1 protein-coding gene is annotated in these 497 nt (G+C 65.2%); it reads right to left on the bottom strand.

Annotation, left to right across the window (positions count from 1 at the left end):
- A partial coding sequence (locus EN935_RS39825) for a homocysteine S-methyltransferase family protein (RefSeq protein ID WP_206534732.1) occupies nucleotides 1-497 on the bottom strand: 497 nt, incomplete at both ends.

Raw genomic sequence — 497 nt, 5'->3', positions numbered from 1 at the left:
GCATCGGACCGATGCGCTCGACAATTGCGGCAACCGTCGGACGATCCGCCTTGGTGTGCGCATCGAGCGCCTTGCGCATGGCGGCAAGGTGCTGGAACGAGGTGCCGCAGCAGCCGCCGATAATTTTGGCGCCGCCGTCGACAGCGAGGCGCACATAATCGGCCATCAGTTCGGGTGTGCCGGAATAATGGATTTCGGTGCCGCGGAATTCAGGAATGCCGCAATTGCCCTTGACGATCACCGTCGCCTCCGGCTTCGCCTCGGTCATGTCGAGCAGCGAGGCCAAGATGTCGGACGCGCCGACGCCGCAATTGGCACCAACGCCGAGCGGCGCTTGCGAAAGTCCGTCGGTGACGCCGTGGATATCCTTCGGCAGCAGGCCCATCATGGTGCGGCCGGCGGTGTCGAAGGAACCGGTGTAGGTGTAGGGCAGGCCGACGCGAATGGCAGCCTCGGCGGCGGCGCGGATCTCGTCGGGAGCCGACATCGTCTCGATC

The organism is Mesorhizobium sp. M7D.F.Ca.US.004.03.1.1 (genome assembly GCF_003998635.1).
GTDB classification, from domain to species: domain Bacteria; phylum Pseudomonadota; class Alphaproteobacteria; order Rhizobiales; family Rhizobiaceae; genus Mesorhizobium; species Mesorhizobium loti.
The sequence above is the reverse complement of the archived record's forward strand: the minus strand, read 5'-3'. Positions and strand labels throughout refer to the sequence as shown.